General features: G+C 39.0%; 18 protein-coding genes. 15 read left to right on the forward strand and 3 right to left on the reverse strand.

Annotated features, from left to right (window positions below; genetic code table 11):
• Window positions 1-43: 43 nt before the first annotated feature.
• A complete protein-coding gene (locus P3G65_RS01315; protein WP_019291415.1) occupies window positions 44-2,341 on the reverse strand; it encodes a Xaa-Pro dipeptidyl-peptidase in 2,298 nt (765 codons plus the stop codon).
• A 176-nt stretch (window positions 2,342-2,517) separates the two neighbouring features.
• Here P3G65_RS01315 and P3G65_RS01320 point away from each other — a divergent pair, with 176 nt between their 5' ends.
• The 11 genes from P3G65_RS01320 to P3G65_RS01370 all read left to right on the forward strand — a co-directional run bounded on the left by P3G65_RS01320 (window position 2,518) and on the right by P3G65_RS01370 (window position 14,023).
• Window positions 2,518-2,724 carry a hypothetical protein gene (locus P3G65_RS01320; RefSeq protein WP_019291414.1) on the forward strand — a complete coding sequence of 69 codons (207 nt, stop codon included), beginning with the start codon at window positions 2,518-2,520 and terminating at the stop codon, window positions 2,722-2,724.
• A gap of 344 nt (window positions 2,725-3,068) precedes the next feature.
• Window positions 3,069-3,731: a Crp/Fnr family transcriptional regulator gene (locus P3G65_RS01325; protein ID WP_019291413.1), complete on the forward strand. Its 663-nt coding sequence runs from the start codon at window positions 3,069-3,071 to the stop codon at window positions 3,729-3,731.
• A 248-nt stretch (window positions 3,732-3,979) separates the two neighbouring features.
• Window positions 3,980-4,849 carry an aquaglyceroporin Gla gene (gla, locus tag P3G65_RS01330; RefSeq protein WP_003133793.1) on the forward strand — a complete coding sequence of 290 codons (870 nt, stop codon included), beginning with the start codon at window positions 3,980-3,982 and terminating at the stop codon, window positions 4,847-4,849.
• Window positions 4,850-5,390: 541 nt separating this feature from the next.
• A complete protein-coding gene (locus tag P3G65_RS01335) occupies window positions 5,391-6,242 on the forward strand; it encodes a MetQ/NlpA family ABC transporter substrate-binding protein (RefSeq protein WP_019291412.1) in 852 nt (283 codons plus the stop codon).
• 21 nt (window positions 6,243-6,263) lie between these two features.
• Window positions 6,264-7,340 carry a methionine ABC transporter ATP-binding protein gene (locus tag P3G65_RS01340; protein WP_019291411.1) on the forward strand — a complete coding sequence of 359 codons (1,077 nt, stop codon included), beginning with the start codon at window positions 6,264-6,266 and terminating at the stop codon, window positions 7,338-7,340.
• Window positions 7,341-8,036 (forward strand): methionine ABC transporter permease, encoded by a 696-nt coding sequence (locus tag P3G65_RS01345; protein ID WP_019291410.1) that lies wholly within the window; start codon window positions 7,341-7,343, stop codon window positions 8,034-8,036. It abuts the gene before it with no gap.
• Window positions 8,037-8,056: 20 nt separating this feature from the next.
• Window positions 8,057-9,478, forward strand: a complete 1,422-nt coding sequence (gene pepV, locus P3G65_RS01350; RefSeq protein ID WP_019291409.1) for a dipeptidase PepV — start codon at window positions 8,057-8,059, stop codon at window positions 9,476-9,478.
• Between the two features lie 98 nt (window positions 9,479-9,576).
• Entirely contained in the window at window positions 9,577-9,864 is a 288-nt protein-coding gene (locus P3G65_RS01355; RefSeq protein WP_003133798.1) for a helix-turn-helix transcriptional regulator, read from the forward strand.
• 171 nt (window positions 9,865-10,035) lie between these two features.
• Entirely contained in the window at window positions 10,036-10,941 is a 906-nt protein-coding gene (locus P3G65_RS01360) for a LysR family transcriptional regulator (RefSeq protein ID WP_003133799.1), read from the forward strand.
• Window positions 10,942-11,038: 97 nt separating this feature from the next.
• Window positions 11,039-11,740 carry a phosphoglycerate mutase gene (locus P3G65_RS01365; RefSeq protein ID WP_003133801.1) on the forward strand — a complete coding sequence of 234 codons (702 nt, stop codon included), beginning with the start codon at window positions 11,039-11,041 and terminating at the stop codon, window positions 11,738-11,740.
• 126 nt (window positions 11,741-11,866) lie between these two features.
• Window positions 11,867-14,023, forward strand: coding sequence for a penicillin-binding transpeptidase domain-containing protein (locus P3G65_RS01370; protein WP_284071237.1), 2,157 nt, complete (start codon window positions 11,867-11,869; stop codon window positions 14,021-14,023).
• 35 nt (window positions 14,024-14,058) lie between these two features.
• On the opposite strand, the gene P3G65_RS01375 is transcribed toward P3G65_RS01370, so the two are convergent.
• A complete protein-coding gene (locus P3G65_RS01375; protein WP_019291407.1) occupies window positions 14,059-14,991 on the reverse strand; it encodes a TDT family transporter in 933 nt (310 codons plus the stop codon).
• Between the two features lie 158 nt (window positions 14,992-15,149).
• Here P3G65_RS01375 and P3G65_RS01380 point away from each other — a divergent pair, with 158 nt between their 5' ends.
• Complete coding sequence (locus P3G65_RS01380; RefSeq protein WP_019291406.1) at window positions 15,150-16,001, forward strand: LysR family transcriptional regulator; 852 nt, start codon at window positions 15,150-15,152, stop codon at window positions 15,999-16,001.
• Here P3G65_RS01380 and P3G65_RS01385 read toward each other — a convergent pair.
• Window positions 15,964-16,881 carry an alpha/beta fold hydrolase gene (locus tag P3G65_RS01385; protein WP_019291405.1) on the reverse strand — a complete coding sequence of 306 codons (918 nt, stop codon included), beginning with the start codon at window positions 16,879-16,881 and terminating at the stop codon, window positions 15,964-15,966. The two genes, P3G65_RS01380 and P3G65_RS01385, sit on opposite strands and share 38 nt — an antisense overlap.
• 267 nt (window positions 16,882-17,148) lie before the next feature.
• Between P3G65_RS01385 and recR the strand changes: the two genes are divergently transcribed.
• From recR to P3G65_RS01400, 3 genes are all read left to right on the forward strand, one after another.
• On the forward strand, window positions 17,149-17,751 hold the full coding sequence (gene recR, locus P3G65_RS01390; RefSeq protein ID WP_017368792.1) for a recombination mediator RecR: 603 nt from the start codon (window positions 17,149-17,151) through the stop codon (window positions 17,749-17,751).
• 12 nt (window positions 17,752-17,763) lie between these two features.
• Window positions 17,764-18,813, forward strand: coding sequence for a D-alanine--D-alanine ligase (locus P3G65_RS01395; protein ID WP_019291404.1), 1,050 nt, complete (start codon window positions 17,764-17,766; stop codon window positions 18,811-18,813).
• A gap of 227 nt (window positions 18,814-19,040) precedes the next feature.
• A complete protein-coding gene (locus tag P3G65_RS01400) occupies window positions 19,041-19,307 on the forward strand; it encodes a metal-sensitive transcriptional regulator (RefSeq protein WP_003133815.1) in 267 nt (88 codons plus the stop codon).
• The last annotated feature ends 19 nt before the right edge of the window (window positions 19,308-19,326 follow it).

The raw sequence follows: 19,326 nt of genomic DNA on the forward strand, positions 1-19,326 counted from the left end.
AAATAAAAAATACTCAAGCTCTTTAAACTTGAGTATTTTTCTTTTATTTGTTACTTACAGGGAGAATAATCTTAGACGAACCAAGGTCTACTTCATAAGTCATCTCACGATTATCTCGTACGGTATGTTCGAAGTCTGTACTGTAAAGCAAGAGACGGAGCTTGTCACCTTTTTCCAGCTGATGAAGCGTCGGCTGAAGTTTAAGGTTTACGGTCAGCCACTCGTTTTCCTCGACAGGACTGATTGTAAGCAAATCCTCACGGTTTTGCAGATTGAGGAAGCCTTTAGTCATAAGTTGATAAGGGCTATCCACCAGAGGAATCTCCATCAGATTTTCCAGCATAAAATTACGGCCACGGTCCAGAGCTTTCAAGTCCAGAGTTTGTGCGTTTTCTGAGAGGCGTTTCTTGTTACCAAAGTCAAGAAGTTGCGCAGAGAGAAGGGCTTTACTGTCATTGACTTTGATTTTGAGGTTCAGCTCGACTTGACCGTTCACCATCATGTCTTCTGCTACTTCTAAGTCAACCACAGCTGTTTGAGCTTTGCCTTCATACAAATCTTTTTTGAAAGTATGGAAATCTTTGCTGTAAGCCTTAAAAATCTCTTCATCGTAATGATTGTCAAATTTTAGGATAGAAGCTGCTGTTTTGCCAAGTGGCAATTTAACCGTTTCTGCACTGCCCCAGTCGGCTACCCCTGTCCAACTTTGGGCTTTGCCATTTTCTTGTAAAACAAGAGGAGGTAAGTTCAAAGTCAACTTGCGATCTAAGAGCTTAGCGGTGAAATAACTGTTGATGGTTTCGCTAAAGTCGATGGATTGCCAATTGTTCATATAAATATGAGCACCGCGGTGTAAGAAGGCGTGTTTAACCGTTTCTTTCGGCAGAGCTTGCCAAAAATGATAGGCTTGATCTGGTGTAACATTCCAGTCTTGTAAACCATGCACAATCAGAACATCTGCCTTGGTATTTTTTGCCTGTGGCAAATAGTTTCTATCGTGCCAATATTGGTTATAATCGCCGGTGGATCGCTCAAGAGACTCAAGCATTTGAGAAAGGTGAGCTTCATATTGCGTATTATGCGCAAGGAAGTCAGCACCTTGAAGATTACGCGAATAAGTCAATGCTGCTAAAACATCTAAATCTTCACCGGGATAGCCGCCTGGTGAGCGGACCAAGCCATTTTCACGGTAATAAGAGTACCAAGAGGTAATACCGGCTTCGGCTAAAATCACTTCTAGACCATCAATGCCGGTAGTTGCTGCACCATAAGCCATTGTACCCAAGTAGGATTTACCAGTCATCGCGACTTTGCCGTTGGCCCAATCTGCAGTCACTTCTTGTGTTCTCTTGCGAGAAGTAAAAGCACGCGCCCGACCATTGAGCCAGTCAATTGCAGCAGTCATACTATAAATTTGTTGGTAATCACCTGAAGTTTGGAAACCATCTGAATCTAAAGTTCCGACACCGGCAACATAAAGTGAAGCAAAACCACGCGCTAAGAAATAATCGTTCAGTGAATAAGTCCAACCGTGCGTGAACTTTTGAGTGGGTGTTTTAGGAGTAGCTTCTAGGGCAGGTTCTTTTTCGTAGTCTGGAAGAGTAGGAAGTTGTGTTGTAACCTTGATTTTTCCAGGCGCTTTTTCTTCTAAAGATACATTCATGTCGTGCAATTGTTTGTCATTGGCGATTTCATTTATCCCCAGATGGTAAGGACTTGCGGTCATGACTGCTGGCAATTGCCCCTCGAATCCGGGACGAATAATCTGTACTTTAATCAAATCATTTTTTCCAGTACGATAAGTATCGACTTTAGATTCGACCCAGACTGTTTCCCGTATCAGATTTGCAGTATCAAAAGTAGCGAGCGATTTGTCATTGAAAAAATGGTAAGTATTGCTTAAAGGAAGCAAACCTTCAGATACCCAATGTTCAACCAATGTCATCCCGTTTTTGCGACGACTACAAAGAAGGAGGTAAAGTGCGCTGATGAGGTTTTCACTGTGGAGTGCTTCCTCATCGATCATCGGTAGATTTACAGATTTTGCAAAAGCTTCTGCTTGGTCCACTTGAAACTCAAAATTAGGTACAAATCCCAACAATTGCAAACTCACCGTCCAAAAGATATTCCATGTGAGTGCTTCATCTGAAGTTAGGAATTCTTGGAAAGAGGCTGTCGGTGTCGCTTGAATGCTTTCACTGTCGACAGGTGCAACCATTAAAAAGTTTTTAAGGATTTTCTTTTCTTCCCAAAAAACAGACCAAGTAAAGCCGAGATGATCCAGCTCAATAAGCTGTTCATCAAAGGTTTTTTCAACGATGGAAAAGTGATTAAATTTCATGCAATATCTTCCTTTCGATACACTATTATAGCCATTATATCAGAAAAGAGCCTTTGCTGCTTTGGCACATATCTTACGTGAAGAAGCAAAAAAGAAAAAGGCTTTACTTGAGCAGTAGATAAAAAGAGTGCTATAATGAAGGAGTAAAGAAGAACAAAACAGAGAGGAGAATAATTATGAAATTCAAATTCAGTGGGATTTCTTCATATGAGGAAAAAGCAACACCAAACTTTATGGGGGAAGCAAATTCGCACAGTATTATAAAAGAGTTCGACAGCATGGATCAAGCCATTCAGCATGTTGTGGATAATAATGGTTTTATGGTTACAGACAATGGCAAATTTGCCTTCCATGTCCGTACAATTACCCAAGAGGACGAATAAAATGTTAAAGGCATGCTAGAGGCATGTTTTTTATTATCATTCTTTTTGCTTTAGCAAATTAGAATGATAATACGTAGGGAGCGAAGCGAGTTGTGAACAACCTTAAATTCTTTTTGCTTTAGCAAATTAGAATGATAATACGCAGGGAGCGAAGCGAGCTAGAAAAAATTCTGCCTAAGACAGAGAGTAACAAATGTTAGCGACAAAGTATGTACATTTTTTTAAAATAAGTAAGGAGAGTAGAAAAACTTTAATATAAAATTGAAGCCATTATTTTAATAAACAAGTTTAAATGGTGGTATAATAACTGTTGTATTAAAGGAGTAGATGAATAAAAAAGGAAGATGACAAAAGAATTTATAGAATATTTACTGCGATTACTGGAAGAAAAAGAAGTAAATGTTGTGACTCAAAGACGGCATAGCTACGTGATGTATCAGGGAATTGAGTCAGATTATGTGTATATACTTAAAGAAGGTGTAGCTAAAATCAGCAATATTATGAGGGATGGACGTGAGTTTAATATTGCTTATGTAACAGAACCGGATTTTGTTTCCTTGCTCGAAGAAAAGCAAGAAAATGGTATCTCAGCTCTTTTCAATGTACGGGTCGAGTCAGAGAAAGCAAGTTTTTATCGCGTGCAACGTCAAGAATTTTGGAAATGGGTAATGAGTGATCTGACCTTGTTCCGCATCGTTGATGATTTTTATCAAAGAAGATTAGCCATGAACTTAGAACTCTTGCAAAAGATGACAATCAATGGAAAAAAAGGTGCAGTTTGCGCCTGTATCAATAGCTTAATCAACGAATTTGGGATAAAGAAAAGAAACGGTATTCTGATTGATTTTCCAGTAACAAATGAAGACATTGCCGGTTTTTGTGGCATATCAACACGAAATAGCGTAAATCGTATTATCCGAGATCTTAAAACGGAAGAAATTATTGATATTATTGATAACAGGATTATGGTTTACAACTCAGAATATTTTGAGGATTATATTAGCTAAAAAGACTGGATTCAGTCTTTTTTTCTTTATAAAATATTGTTATTTTTAATTTCAAATACAAGAGCAATCGCTTACATGAAGCCGTTTCTCCCCTTTTCTCTCGTCAAACAAATTTTCTGTTCAAGAATTCACATCTTTTTAGCCAAAATAAAAAAAACGTGCTATAATGTCTATGTATAACAAAAGAGTTTAACATTAGTTAATCTCGTTTTTATTTTGTCATTAATTTTTATTACTTGGAGGAATTCATGGACTATTCATGGACAGTGAAATATCTCACTGAATTTATTGGTACTGCCCTTTTGCTTATCTTGGGTAATGGTGCCGTAGCGAACGTTGAACTTAAAGGTACAAAAGCCTTTGGTCAATCTTGGTTGATTATCGCTTGGGGTTACGGACTTGGTGTAATGTTACCAGCCGTAGCTTTAGGTAATGTCACAGCTCAAATCAACCCAGCCTTTACACTTGGACTTGCAGCATCAGGATTTTTCCCTTGGGCACAAGTGCCATTCTATATTCTTGCTCAACTTCTTGGAGCGATGTTTGGTCAGTTGATCGTCGTAATGGTTTATCGCCCTTACTATCTCAAAACAGAAAATCCAAATGCTATTTTAGGAACTTTCTCAACAATCGATAACGTTGATGATGGCACAATCACTACACATACAGGTGCCTTGGTTAATGGTTTCTTGAACGAGTTTGTTGGATCATTCGTCCTCTTCTTTGGAGCGATGGGCTTAACAAAACTTTATCGTGGTGTTGAATCAATCAACTGGATGACAAACTACGCATCGCAACAAGGTGCAGATGTAACAAGTGCAGATGTTACTGGACAAATCGCAGCATCAGTATCAGGTGCAGCTTCATCAGCAGCAATCAGCCACGTTGTCCTTGGTTTCCTCGTGCTCGTATTGGTTGCTTCACTTGGAGGACCTACAGGTCCTGGTTTGAACCCAGCACGTGACCTTGGCCCACGTATCTTGCACTCACTTTTACCAAAATCTATTTTAGGTGAAAACAAAGGGGACAGTAAATGGTGGTATTCATGGGTACCTGTTACAGCACCTATCCTTGCAGCACTTGCCGCTGTCGCTTTGTTCAAAATCATGTATCTATAATCTTAATACGCCTAGGAAAATTCCAATAGGACTTTCCGTCAAACAGTTAGGGCTTTAGCCACAAATGTTAATAGCGGATTATGACCGATTAACCCTCATCTTTGGATGAGGGTTTTATTATTTTAAAAGTGGACATTAAAAATTTGTAAAGCTAACCGAAAATAAATTTGATAGAATAAATTCATAGTCAAAAAGCAAAGAAAGCGACTAGGAGAGTAAAAGCGAAAGTTAGCACAGGGAGCTTGCAGCTAGTGAGAGCAAGACTAATGGAAACTTTGAAAATGGCCTAGAAATCGCGTAACAGTGAGTTTACTTTCTAAATAAACTGTTAACGGAGTGGTTCTCGTTATTGAACACATTATTTTTGGGGCAGTCTTGCTTGTCACCAAAGATAATTAGCAAGACGTAAGACATCCTTTTTTGGTATTTTACGTGAAATTAGAATGGTACCACGATAATTCGTTTCTATTTATAGAGGCGGATTATTTTTTTGTTTTTGACTATACTGTTATTATTATTGTTAATAAAGGGGAGACTTATTATGAAAAAGAAAACAAGAAACAAAATTATTGCTGTGGTAGCGCTCGTCGTTGTCGTACTTATCGGCTACTTCTCATTCTTCAAGAAGGATGTTGCTGAAGATAAAACCGTTAAGGTCGGTATTATGTCAGGTTCAAAAGAGAGTACTGAGATTTGGGATTCGGTAGCGAAGACGGCAAAAGATGAATACGGTATCAATCTCAAATTTGTCCGCTTCACGGACTATAACCAACCCAATACAGCCTTGGTAAATGGTGATGTGGACATTAATGCATTCCAACATTACGCTTTCCTTAAAGAATGGAATGATGCCAATAATGCTGATTTACAACCCATTGGCGATATCTTAGTTTCACCAATTCGTCTTTACTCGAAGAAACATACAGATGTGAAGGAGATTCCTAATAAAGGAACAATTGCGGTACCTAATGATACCTCTAACGAAAGTCGAGCCCTTTACGTTTTAGAAAGTGCTGGCTTGATTAAGTTAGATACAAAGGCTGGAGCTTTGGCCACAGTTAAAGATATTACTGAAAATCCAAAAGATTTGACGATCAAAGAATTGGACGGGTCGCAAACAGCTTCAGCCCTGTCTTCAGTTGATGCAGCAGTTGTAAATAATGACTTTTCAGTTCCTGCAGGTTTGACAAACAAGGAAGTTATTGCAACGGAACCTTTAAATGAAAATTCAAAACAATGGATTAACATTATTGTGGCACGAAAAGACGATAAAGACAATCAACTTTACAAAGATGTCGTTAAAGCCTATCAAACCAAAGAAACAGAAGAATTATTTGCAAAATTGTACCCTGAAAAAGGAACAATTCCTGCTTGGAATTTGAAATTGAAATAATCATAAATAGTGGAGAAGAAGATGGCAATTATTGAACTAAATAATATCAGAGTTTCCTATGAGACCAAGAAAAATAAGGTGGATGCAGTCAAAGATACAACAATCCATATCGAAAAAGGCGATATTTTTGGAATTATCGGCTACTCAGGTGCTGGCAAGTCAACGATTGTCCGTACGATTAATCTTCTGCAAAAACCAAGTGCTGGTGAGGTGAAAGTCAATGGCAAGGTTCTTTTTAAAGCGGGAGCTGATGGTAAGGATCAAGCTAAAATTAAGACGGCAGAGCTCCGTAAAGAACGTCAAAAAATCGGAATGATTTTCCAACATTTCAACCTCCTTAATGAAAAAACGGTTTTTGAAAATATCGAATTTGCGCTTTTACATAGCCCTTTATCTGATAAACAGAAGGAAGAAAAAATTCGTGACTTGCTTAATCTTGTTAGTTTGTCAGAGTTTGAAGAAAAGTACCCAGCCCAATTATCAGGTGGACAAAAGCAACGTGTAGCTATTGCGCGTGCCTTGGCGAATGATCCCGAAATTTTGATTTCTGATGAAGGAACATCTGCTTTGGATCCAAAAACAACTAATCAAATTTTGGACTTGTTGAAGGATCTCCAAAAACGTTTGGGTCTCACTATCGTTTTAATTACTCATGAAATGCATGTCGTGAAAGAAATCGCCAATAAAGTTGCAGTTATGCAGAATGGTGAAGTGATTGAGCAAAATAACCTTTTAGAAATCTTTGCCCATCCTCAAGAGCAACTGACACAACAATTCATCGATACCACATCGAATGTCTCTCGTTTTATTCATTCATTGACTGAAAATGATACATTCAGTGACTTGGCAGACGATGAAGAACTGATCTATTTGTCTTATTATGGCAATCAATCAGGAGAACCAGCTATGTCGGAAATTACCCGCAAATTTGATGTTTCAACGAATATCTTCTATGGGAATGTTGAGGTTCTACAAAATACACGTTTTGGTTCTTTAGTCGTGTCTCTAAAAGGAACAGAAGAAAATCGTTTGGCTGCTAAAGAATATTTGGCAGGCCAAAATATTGAGTTTACAGTATTGAAAGCGCAGGTGAAATAAATGACAGCATGGTTTACAGAACTTTTTCCAAATGTTGTAGCCTTAGGTTTACACGGAGATACAGGTTGGGTGACTTCAATCATAGAAACACTCTTTATGGTTTTTTGGTCAGGGCTTTTTGGTGGGCTTCTTGGACTGGTATTTGGTGTCGCTCTTGTTGTGACTAACGAAGGAGGGATTACGCCTCATCGTGCACTTTACTCTTTTTTGGATAAGTTTACATCAATTTTCCGTGCAGTACCCTTTATCGTTTTACTTGCTATTATTGCTCCTGTCACTCAAAAAATTGTGGGTACACAGATTGGAACAACAGCAGCTTTGGTCCCTTTGACACTTGGTGTCTTTCCTTTTTATGCACGTCAAGTTCAAGTTGCTTTAGAAAGTGTAAATAAAGGGACGGTCGAAGCAGCACAGACTGTAGGCGCTAATTTCTGGGATATCGTCTTTACAGTTTATCTTCGTGAAGAACTTGGTAGTTTGATTCGGGTATCTACCGTTACGATTATTTCCTTGATTGGTTTAACAGCTATGGCGGGTGCGATTGGAGCAGGAGGATTAGGAAACACAGCCATCGCATATGGCTACAATCGCTTTTCTAATGATGTGACCTTCTTGGCAACCTTACTTATCCTGATTTTGGTTCTTTTGGTTCAGGTTATTGGTGATACATGGGCAAAGAGCGTGACCCATAAATGATGTAAACTGGGGGACAGTGCATGACGATTGATTTTAAAAGTGAAGTAGAAAAACGTAAAGAGGTCTTTTTGCAAGACTTAATTGCGTTACTAAAAATAAACTCTGAGCGAAATGATGAAGAGGCTAACGGAGAATTTCCTTTTGGTCCAGGACCGAGTCTTGCTATGCTGGAGTTTCTAAAGATTGCCCACAAAGATGGTTTCAAAACAGCAAATTTTGAGAATTATGTTGGAGAAGTACATTATGGTCAAGGAGAAGAAACATTGGGGATTTTTGTTCATGCTGATGTTGTTCCAGCAGGTCAAGGCTGGACAAATCCTCCTTACGAACCAACACTTAGAGAAGGACGATTGTATGCTCGCGGTGTTCTAGATAATAAAGGACCTGCACTGGCCACCTATTATGCTTTGAAAATTTTGAAAGAGGCTGGTGTACCTTTCTATAAAAAAGTAAACTTTATTATTGGAACTGATGAAGAGAGTGGATGGAAGGATATGGCTTATTACCTTCCCAAAGTACAATTGCCAGATTTTGGCTTCTCACCAGATGCACGCTTTCCGGTAGTTAATGGTGAAAAAAGTAATCTTACCGAGTATCTGCACTTTGGACATAAAAATGACGGTGACTTTATTCTCCATGATTTTAGGAGTGGCATACAAGAAAATTGTGTGCCAGAAGAGGCTAAGACTTTGATTACGAGTCCTCTCGACTTGAAAGTCGATTTTGAAAAATACCTGGAGAAGAACAGGTTGGAAGGAAGATTTGCGAAAACAGGAGCAAAAACTTCCTTACAAATTAAAGGGAAATCAGCACACAGTTCCACACCAGAAATTGGAGAAAATGCTGCAACATATTTAGCCAAGTTCCTTGCTGCATATGATTTTGGAGCAGATGCACAAAAGTTTCTAGAAGTGGCTGGTCAGAAGCTTCACCAAGATTTTGAAGGAAAGAATATTGGAATTGCTTATGAAGATGAGGACATGGGTAAACTGTCGGTCAATCCTTCTGTCTTTCACTTTGCAGAGGATGGACAGGAAAATAAGATTGCACTCAATATCCGTCACCCGAAAGGTTTGACAGAGCAAGATATCCAAGAACGACTTAGTAAGCATTTGACTGCTTTTATCCAGAAAGTAAGCATTAGTGCGCTTATTAACTACCAACCGCACTATCTTTCACCAGAAGATCCGTTAGTGCAAGTGCTTTTGAGTACTTATCGCGAACACACGGGTGATGACAGTCCACCACAAACAGTAGGTGGTGGAACATATGGGCGATTAATGAAACGAGGTGTAGCTTATGGGGCTCTTTTCCCTGATTCTGCATTTACTATGCACCAAACAGATGAGCATATAAAGCTTGAAGAACTTTATAAAGCTATTGAAATCTACACAGATGCCATTTATCGTTTGGTTTGTGTAAAAGACGAGAAAAACGCTTAGGAATCAGTGACTTTTGGGAAAAAAATATTGCAAAATGCCTCAAAAGATGATTAAATAGTAAAAGTAACACAGATTTAACAAAATCATCAGGAGGAAGCATGGAAAACAGAATTCGTGAATTTAGACAAGCTCAAAAACTTTCTCAAGAAGATTTGGCGCGCATCGCTCACGTGAGTCGACAAACCGTCAATGCTATCGAAAATGATAAATACGATCCCGAACTTCTGCTAGCTTTTAAATTAGCAGAGATTCTGGGAACTAAAGTCGACGACCTCTTTACTTTTCAGCTTAGTCATGTGAAGAAAAAAGAAGAAGATGTCTTCTGGTGTGAAAAATATCAATGTGTCCTTTGGAAACGTGCAGATGTCGAAAAAAGAGCAAACTAAGTCATAAAATAAAATAAAAAGCCTAGTCAATAGTGTATAATTGAACTATAGGCTTTTTTTAATGTTGCGGCGGGTTTCACCCTTAGTGGGAAACCGAAAAGGGAGAGTGAAAAGAGTTCCCGGAAATAGTATTTATTAATTAATGCTAAAGAAATATCAAGGAGTGCAAAAATGAACATCAAACAGCTTCGTTATGTTGTGGCTATCGCTAACAGTGGAACCTTTCGTGAGGCGAGTGAGCAGCTCTTTGTGAGTCAGCCATCTATGTCAATTGCGGTGAAGGATTTGGAGCAAGAGCTTAATTTCCAAATTTTTGAACGGACAAACACAGGAGCCAGCTTGACGATTGAAGGTGAACGTTTCTATGAGCAAGCGCAAGCGATTTTACGAGACTTTGAAGCTTTTGAGTCGAAATATGCAAAGCCGAAAGAAGCCGAACGACATTTTTCAGTTGCAAGCCAGCACTATGATTTTCTTGCTCCTGTAGGTGTTGAATTTTCAAAGAAAAATCCTGAAATCAAGAATTTTCGTGTCTTTGAATCAACGACTTATAATATTTTACAAGAAGTGGCTCAAGGGCATAGCGAGCTTGGTGTTGTGTACTTGAATAAGCATAATCGTTCTGGTATTCTCCGTATGCTGGATAAGCTGGAGCTAGATTATGAAGAGCTTTTTATTTCACAAACACATATTTATTTACGTAAAAATCATCCTTTGACACGTAAGAAAAGCATCAAAACCAGTGATTTGAAAGCTTTAGACCGTGTTCGCTTCACTCAAGAAAATGAACAATTTCTTTACTACTCGGAAGACCTTGTGGAAACTTTTGAAAATACTTTTATTTATAATGTGACCGACCGTGCAACCTTAAATGGTATCTTGGAGCGTACAGATGCTTATGCGACAGGTTTAGGATTTATTGATAAGGAAAGTGTACACAATGTCACGGTTATTCCAATGGATGGAGATAATGTAAACAGCTTGATTTTGGTTAAACAAAAAGGTCAACTTTTAACAGATGCAGCCAAGTCTTACAAGCGCAGTTTAGAAGTTTATTTTGAAAATTATAAGTTTTAGCCAGCCTAGAGTCTAGGCTAGAAAAAATATGAAAATTAGTGTAAAATAGAGCAGTATACAAATTTTGTAAAACATTTAACATAGGAGAACTCACATAATGGTAAAATTAGTTTTTGCACGTCACGGTGAATCAGAATGGAACTTGGCTAACCTTTTCACAGGTTGGGCTGACGTGGACCTTTCAGAAAACGGAACACAACAAGCAATTGATGCAGGTAAACTCATCAAAGCTGCAGGTATCGAATTTGATATCGCGTACACTTCTGTATTGAAACGTGCGATCAAAACTACAAACTATGCACTTGAATACTCTGACCAACTTTGGGTACCAGTTGTAAAAACTTGGCGCTTGAACGAACGTCACTACGGCGGTTTGACTGGCTTGAACAAAGCTGACGCTGCTGCAAAACACGGTGATGAGCAAGTTCACATCTGGCGTCGTTCATATGATGTATTGCCACCAGCAATGCCACGTGATGATGAGTACTCAGCACATGCTGACCGTCGTTATGCTAACCTTGAAGATAGCCTTATCCCTGATGCTGAAAACCTCAAAGTTACACTTGAACGTTCATTGCCATTCTGGGAAGATCAAATCGCTCCAGCATTGAAAGACGGTAAAAACGTATTCGTTGGTGCACACGGTAACTCAATCCGCGCATTGGTAAAACATATCAAACAGCTTTCAGATGATGAAATCATGGATGTTGAAATCCCTAACTTCCCACCACTCGTGTTCGAATTTGATGATAATTTGAACCTTGTTAAGGAATACTACCTTGCACCAAAACAAGCATAAATAATACGATAAGACCTGCATCAAGCAGGTTTTTTCTTTTCTTTAAAAAATGTAAGGTAAAATACAGCTTATTGTGGTAAAATGTTTAGGTATAAATATGACGAGTTAAAATTAGGATAGGGTTCCATGTCTGAGAAAAGAAAAACACGAAACGAATTAAACGGAAAAAAAGATAAAACACGTAAGTTATTAAAAAACCCAACCATGTTGGCATCTGGGCGCGTTAAGCTTCTCTTTTTTGTCATCACGGTTCTCTTTTTAGTTTTGATTGGTAAGCTGTACCACATGCAAATCATGAATCAGAGCTTTTATGAAAGTAAACAAGCAGGGGGCGCAGGCTCGCTACAAATCGTTCAAGGCGCACCTCGTGGGAATATTTATGACGCGAAAGGTGTTCCTTTAGCGACAACAGAACCTGTTGAAGCGATCGAGTATACGCGCGGGCAAAATACGACAGCAGATGATATGCGTAAAATTGCGGACCATCTTGCTGGCATCTTAACTTTAGATAATGATTTTAAACAAATTACCGAGCGAGATAAAAAGGATTATTTTTTGGCTGATGCCAACAACTTGGAGAAAATTGCTAAAAGTCTGACCAAGGAAGAAAAAACAGATGAGAAGGGGAATTCGCTTTCAGGTTCTGAAATTTATAATGTCCAACTCAGTAAGGTAACCGAGGCGGATATTAACTTTAATGAGCAGCAAATGTTTGCAGTCAAGCTCTTTAAAGAAATGAATTCAACAACTATCTTTAATACAACGATTATTACAACAAGTAATCTTACAGCAGAACAGCAGGCTTATATTGGAGAACATGAGGGCGAACTGCAGGGGATTTCTGTAGGAACCAGCTGGAACCGCAAATATGCGGATACAGCGCTTAAGCCTATATTAGGTACGGTAACGACTCAGAAACAAGGTATCCCAGAAGATATGCTGGACGAGTACCTTAAAGAAGGTTTCCAACGCAATGACCGTGTCGGGACTGCCTTTTTAGAAAAGGGCTATGAAAAGTACTTGCAAGGGACACATACGATTAGTAACGTATTGACCGATAAGCAAGGCAATGTCACTGGAACGGAAGTGAAACAAAAAGGGAGCAAGGGAGATAATCTCAAACTTACGATCGATTTGAAATTCCAAGATGCTGTTGATAAGATTTTGGAAACCGAAATGAACAATATGATCGCGGATGGTTTTGGGACTTATTCGCAGGGCGCATATGCTGTTGTGTTGGACTCTAAGACGGGCGCGGTTTTAGCCTTGTCGGGACTTAAACGCGACGAAACAACAGGGGCAATGCAAAGTAACACTAACGGCACCTTCCAAGATGCTTTTGTTCCTGGTTCGGTAGTTAAGCCAGCAACGCTGACAGCTGGCTGGAATGCCAATGTTATTGCCGGTAATCAAATTCTCAATGATATGCCTATCCAGATAGCAGGGTCAAGTTTGATCGAATCATGGTTTACCAATGGCATCCTTCCAATTAATGCTGTCCAAGCCCTAGAATATTCTTCTAATACATATATGGTTCAAATAGCACTCAAGTTGCTAGGCCAACCTTACGTTCCTAACATGGCTGTTGATGGTACAGACCGTGTAGCTGCCTTCAAAAAGCTACGTGAAGCCTTTGCTTCCTATGGAATGGGAACAACAACAGGATTTGATATTCCTGGAGAAATACCAGGCTTCATTAGAGATGCAAATGAGATAACAGTTTCTGACTTGCTCATGGAATCTTTCGGTCAGTTTGATACCTATACACCACTTCAACTTGCAACATACGGTATGACCTTGGCAAATAATGGTGAGCGTTTAGCACCGCATATTGTGGACGGTATCTATGAAACCAACTCTGAAGGAGGAATGGGTAAACTTGTTAAAAATATCACGCCGAAAATCATGGACAAAGTAAATATCACCCCAGAAAACATGGATGTCCTACATAATGGTATGTATCAAGTCGTTCACGGGAATGACTTTGTAAATGGGCAAATCGGTGCTACAGGTTACTACATGCGCCCTTCACAAGGTGCTGAAGTTTCTATTTCTGCTAAAACAGGTACTGCCGAAGTAACATATGTGGCCCCAGATGGCACAAGTGTACCCGTAACAGTAAACAATGTTGTCGCTTATGCACCAACCGAAAACCCACAAATTTCTATCGGTGTTATGGTTCTGCAAACTACGGTTAAAGAAGGTGGTGTGACCTCGAAGATTGGTCAAAATATTACACGTGAGATTACTAACCTCTATAACTCTATGTATCATTTTAAATAAAATAAAAAACCAGCTCAATGAGAGTTGGTTTTAATTTAAGCTTTTTTGACTAAAAAGTAGCTATAACGAATCAAAACGTAAGTAACTGCGAAGAAGGCAATTACAAGTTCTATCACAGAGAGAGGAGTAAGTAAGGCTGTGAAGGCCGGATAACTTTGAGCCATAAGATGAACTGCAGTAGCAGAAATAACCAAAGGGAAGGTAAAGGCAGCGTAGCTTGGGTAAAAAGGTAGACGGAGCAAAGGAATAACGAGGACCACAGTTGCAAGATAAATCAACTGTGAAAGCAGGAATAAACCGAAAACAAAAAGATTTGACTTGCTTTCTGTCACAGTAAGGTAGGCTGCTAAACAGAGAGAACCTGGAGCTGTAAGGATGGTGATGAGTGGAAGCGTCGACTCATGCATTTTTTTGAAAATAAAGATACGATGTGTAATAATCGGGAGCAATATAAAGTAGAAGAGGAGCGCAGGCCAAAGTACGATACGGCCGATTTCTAGATTAAATACTGTTGCTGTATTGGGGATAACACCCAAGCCTACAAAGGTAATAAACCAGCTCGGATAGACATGGACCATTCCGACTTTTTGCGGCAAGATGTGAAGAGCAACAAAATAAGCCATCAAGAGAAAATGTAGGAAGATAGCAAGCAGCCAAATGAAGTAAACCAGACTTGAGTGGGGGAAAATCCTATTGAGAAAGACACAAATGACCATCCAAGCCATAGTGAAAGTTGGGGAAACTGAGCCAACGATAGGATCTTTAAGAGCTTCCAGCAGATGGCGCATCGTAAAAATAAGTTTCAACATGATCAGAAACATAAAAAAGAGACCAACAAGGTCAAAAGTATTTCCTAGAAAGGTGAATCCTTTGGAATAAAGTAGATTTCCCAAGGAGACCATACCTAAAATTAGACCGCAAATAGGGATAGGGATTTTTTTCAAAAAATTTAAAAACATTTGTTTCATCGAGAACTCCTAGTATTTACATGATTATTGAGTATGAACTTTAGTGAAACTAACAGTTCAAGCACTGCTTTAAGTATAAAACACTTGATTTAATTTGTAAAATGAATTATTGTAATTATAGTAATAGAAAAAAGTAATAAAAAAATAAAGGAGATATAATGTTTTCACTGTTTGAAACCTTCATCGCCATATATGAAACGCGGAGTTTTACCAAAGCAGGGCAGTACTTGTTTATTTCCCAACCCACAGTGACGGTCAGGATAAAGAAATTAGAAGAAGAAGTGGGCAATTCGCTTTTCATTCGCGGAAAGAACCGCGAAGTCATTCCTACAGAAGCAGCAAAATTGCTGTATAAGAAAGCAGTCCAGTATGTTCAAGACTGGGAAAACTTACAATCTGAACTCAATCAGACGACACTTGCCAAGAAACCTTTTAAAATTGGGATATCACAGAGTGCAGCCATCGGAATTATGCCTTTGCTATACCCTAAACTTGTTCCTTACTTGGATCAGATTGATTTAAAAATATCTATGTATGATTCAGAAAAAGTTTTTAATAAGGTTGAAAATCATGATTTGCATTTTGGCATTATCGAAAAACCTTTGGCAAGTGAGCAGGTAGAAGCCTTTCCACTGTTTAAAGATGAATTAGTTCTTGCCGGTAACTTAGAGAGCGAAACTTTTTTTACAAGAGAAATTGGTTCAGGTGTAGGGCATTACATCAAGAAATATCTCCAAGAAGAAAGCTTTAAACCACGTTACTTGGTAAGAATGAACAATAATGACATGATTATTGCCCATATTCAAGCTGGCTTAGGTGTGTCTTTAATTTCAAAACGCTTTATTTCAGAAGGAATGCCTTATCAAAGTTTAGGCAACAAATATCAGCGGAGCTTTACCAGCATTACTTATGCAGAAGAAAAAGACCCTCTTATGCTAGAAATTGTGCAGCATATCAGAGAATCTAGAGAATCTATTGTGGGAGATGTCGCATTAACCAATCGCCAATAGTGTGGTAGACCTCTTCATATTCTGTCTCAAAGAGAATCTCATGACGTAATTCAGGAAAAAGCTGGAGTTTGAGGTGTTTAAATCCTGCTTTTTGGAGTTTCTTATAAACTTTTTGCGGTCCTTTACCCCAGTCGCCGACCGGATCAGCCGCACCGCTGATAATTAGAATTGGCAAGTCCGCGGGCATATTATACATCCAGTTTTTTTGATTGGCCCTATGGACTAGTGAGAAAAGTGTCGCAAAACCATTACGTGTAAACGTAAAGCCAAGTAGAGGATCATTTTCATAGGAAGAGACATTACTTTGATTTTTTGAAAGCCAGTTAAAATTCCCTTTTTCAGGGAATTTTTTGCTATAGCTACCAAAAGCAAGCTTATCTATCAAAGGAGCGACAACTTTTGGTTTTTTTTGACTTATTTTCTTAATGAAGGGCAGGAAGAAATTCAAATGGAGAGGACTTGTCCCCGTTCCCATAAATATCACCCCCTGAATATCAACAGGATAATCTTGCAGAACGTTACGCAAAGCAAAAGAACCCATACTGTGTCCCATCATGAAATAAGGCAGTGTGGGGAGCTTTTTCTTTGTCCAAGTTTTGACTTTATAAATATCAGAGAGGACATTCTGGGGACCAGCGGTACCAAAGTAACCGTAAAGTGGCTCTTTCTGCTGTACAGAATGCCCATGTCCTAAATGGTCATGACCGACCACTGCGAATCCCAAACTATTGAGGTAGAGGGCAAAAGCGTGGTAGCGTTCAATGTTTTCTGCCATACCATGAATGAGTTGGATTACCGCCTTTGGATGTTCCAGCGGCCAGTAAAGCAGATGTAGTTCAGTTTGCTCATCGCTAGATTGTAGGGTGTATTGTTCAACCATATCGGAAAGTCCTCTTTCAGTAAATCATTATCAGGATTGAAATTTATTATAACAAAAAAAAGGCTAAGCTGCTGCTGCTTTGAGAGTCATTGTTGCTCTTTGAAAGCACATTAGGCTTAAATGTACAGAAATTTAAGTTATGGTATAATACACAATATCTCACATTCACAGGGTAGAATAGTTCCACAGAATATGAGGATAATTCTCTGAGCGAAAGGTGTGGTATAATAGTTATGACTTTATCACACAGAAAGAAGAAAGGAACACATGGTCTATTATCCTGAACCAATCGCTAAACTTATAGAAAGCTTTAGCAAACTGCCCGGTATCGGGCAAAAAACAGCAACACGTCTAGCCTTTCACACGATTGGTATGGATGATCAAGATGTTAATGAATTTGCCCGAAACCTTATTTCGGCAAAACGTGATTTACGTTTTTGCTCGGTTTGCGGTAATCTGACAGAGAGTGATCCCTGTGCTATCTGTGAAGACCCTCTGCGTGATCGCACAACCATATTGGTTGTAGAGGAAAGTAAAGATGTCTTAGCAATGGAGAAAATCCGCGAATACAGAGGACTGTATCATGTTTTGCACGGAACGATTAGTCCAATGAATGGTATCGGACCGGATGAGATTAACGTGAAAAGTCTCTTAACTCGTCTCATGGGAGACAGTGAAGTAGAAGAAGTTATTCTCGCGACAAATGCAACATCTGATGGTGAAGCAACGGCGATGTATCTTTCACGGATGATTAAACCCGCTGGAATCAAAGTGACCCGCTTAGCGCGTGGCCTTGCAGTTGGCTCAGATATTGAGTATGCGGATGAAGTTACCCTATCCAAAGCAGTTGAAAATCGTATGGAAATTTAAGTGGAGAAAATTATGTCAAAAGAAACATTGATTTTATTATATGGTGGTCGAAGTGCAGAACGAGAAGTTTCCGTTCTTTCAGCTGAAAGCGTAATGCGTGCAGTAAACTATGACAAGTTTAGAGTGAAGACTTACTTTATCAGTCAAGCTGGTGATTTTATTAAAACACAAGAATTCACTGAAACACCCGCAGAAAATGAAAAATTAATGACCAATGAGACGGTCAAGTCAGAACAAAAAGTTGCACCATCGGATATTTATGAAAAAGGTGCAGTGGTTTTCCCTGTTTTACATGGGCCAATGGGCGAAGATGGCTCAATTCAAGGCTTCTTAGAAATTATGCGTCTAGCTTATGTTGGTCCCAATATTTTATCGGCCAGCAGTACAATGGATAAACTTTTAGCTAAGCATGTATTTAGTGCTGTAGGTGTACCGCAAGTTCCTTATGTTGCGGCATATGCTGATGAAAATCAAGAAAAAATTCATGCAGAAGTTCAAGAGAAATTGACTTTCCCTGTTTTTGTCAAACCGGCCAATATGGGTTCAAGCGTTGGCATTTCTAAAGTCAGCAGCTTAGAAGAGCTAGAAGAAGGTCTTGCAGAAGCTTATAAATATGATAATCGTGTGGTGATTGAACAAGGGGTTAATGCACGAGAAATCGAATGTGCTGTTTTAGGAAATGGGGGCAAAGTGCGTTCGACACTGCCTGGCGAAGTCGTTAAAGACGTTGATTTTTATGACTACCGTTCAAAATACATCGATAATAAAATCGAAATGGCCATTCCTGCAGATATTCCAGCAGAAGTCGCACAGAAAATGCGTAACTATGCAGAGAAAGCTTATCAAGCAATGAATGGTGGGGGACTCTCACGTTGTGACTTTTTCTATGATGAACAAGGAGATATCTATCTCAATGAAATTAATGCCATTCCAGGATTCACACAATGGTCAATGTACCCATTGCTCTGGGAAAATATGGGACTTTCATACAGTGAGTTGATTGAAGAACTTGTTTCTCTGGCTCAAGAAGCCTTCGAAATTCGTGAAAGTCATCTCTTATAAAAATAGAACAACTTCAGGCCACGAATCTGAAGTTTTTATTATCATTCTTTCAGCTTTAGCAGAATAGAATGATAATACGCAAGGAGCGAAGCGAGTGGTGAACCCTTAGCTATTCTTTCTGCTTTAGCAGATTAGAATGATAATACGCAAGAAGTGTATGGGCTGAGCACACTCTTTTTGACAAATTATGAGGCGCCCTATATAATGAGAGGAAAGAGGAGATACACATGGGAACAATTTACGACAGCAAGACCAAAAATAGATTGAAAAGAGCTGATGGTCAACTGCAAGGCGTGTTGCGCATGCTAGAAGAAGAAAAAGATTGTGATGCTGTAGTGACACAACTTAAAGCAGTACGTTCAAGTTTAGACAGTTTGATCGGTCTGATTGTAGCTGAAAATTTACAAAACTGCCTTCTACTATTAGAAGGTGACGATGAAAAAGAACGTGAGAAGAAAATAAGTCAAGCCATAAAAATGATTATTAAAAAGTAATTGTTTTTGAATAGAAGGT

The organism is Lactococcus sp. bn62 (assembly GCF_029492705.2).
In the GTDB taxonomy this organism is placed as follows: Bacteria; Bacillota; Bacilli; order Lactobacillales; family Streptococcaceae; genus Lactococcus; species Lactococcus petauri.